The 1046-nt window shown below is 63.2% G+C and carries 2 protein-coding genes; one reads left to right on the forward strand and one right to left on the reverse strand.

The features are described 5' to 3' along the window. Positions 1-287: 287 nt before the first annotated feature. Positions 288-491 carry a helix-turn-helix domain-containing protein gene (locus AC2VON_RS16590; protein ID WP_062908226.1) on the forward strand — a complete coding sequence of 68 codons (204 nt, stop codon included), beginning with the start codon at positions 288-290 and terminating at the stop codon, positions 489-491. Between the two features lie 10 nt (positions 492-501). On the opposite strand, the gene AC2VON_RS16595 is transcribed toward AC2VON_RS16590, so the two are convergent. Continuing rightward, the coding region (locus tag AC2VON_RS16595; protein ID WP_486953927.1) for a recombinase family protein at positions 502-1046 on the reverse strand (545 nt) is incomplete at its 5' end.

The raw sequence follows: 1046 nt of genomic DNA on the forward strand, positions 1-1046 counted from the left end.
AATCGGCCATCGCGGCCATTAGGGCCGCGCTCATCGGGTCCGGCCCGCCGCTGAGCACCGGCCCGTCAACCGGCGGGTCGACGATTGCCCGCAGCGCATCGTCATCGAGTGCCATTGCTTGCCCTCACTGTTCACGGGTTGCGTTATTTGCTTCTTTTGTTCACGTTCTGTGTGCCCATTCGCCAATGGCCACAACGTCGTTGGTCAATCGTACCGCTGGTCACCGACATAAATCCGGATTCCAGATCTGTAGACTAGTCTACAGTCCGTGGTGTAGACATGTCTACATGCACTTGGATCACTACACCGACAAAGAACGCCGGGCGCACGGCAAGAAACTGGCCCGAGCGCGCGCGGCGGCGGCCGAGGCGTCACGGATTGCGCAGATCATGGCCCAATCCGCTCACAGCGAAGGCATCTCCGAAACCCGAATCGCCGAAGAACTTGGTGTAGACCGTATGACGGTGCGCAAGTGGCTGGGCAAACGCTGACTTGCGGCGGTCACATGATCGCGGTCGAGGTGCTGATGTTGGCGGGCTTGCCCAGGTGCCGGTAGATGGTGGGCCGGGTGACGCCGAACTCGGCGGCGATCTGGGCAACGGTGTAGCGGCGCTTCCCGTCATCCCCGGTCTCGTCATACATCTGCTGCGCCAGCTTCACCTGGCGCGGCCCCAGTTTCGGTTTCTGTCCACCGGTGCGGCCACGGGCCCGCGCGGCCGCCAGGCCGTCCATCGTGCGCTCCGACATCAAAGCATGCTCGAATTCCGCTACAGCGCCGAGGATTTGGAAAAACATGCGGCCGATCGCACTCGATGTGTCGATCCCCTGGTCAAGCACCACCAAATCCACGCCGGCGGCCTCCAGGCGCTTCGACAACTCGATCAGGTGTTCCAGCGACCGGCCCAGCCGGTCGAGCTTGGTCACCACCAACTGATCGCCAGCCCGGCTGGCCGACAGCAACGCCTTGTCCAGCTCAGGGCGGCGAGCCAGCTTGCCCGACACCACGTCGAGAAAGATCCGATCACAGCCGGCCGCGGCGAGAGCAT

Source organism: Mycobacterium sp. TH-M82 (assembly GCF_057473605.1).

Coding starts and splice junctions, on each gene's coding strand:
- AC2VON_RS16590 (WP_062908226.1), top strand. CDS start 288: ATGCACTTGGATCACTACACCGACAAAGAACGCCGGGCGCACGGCAAG.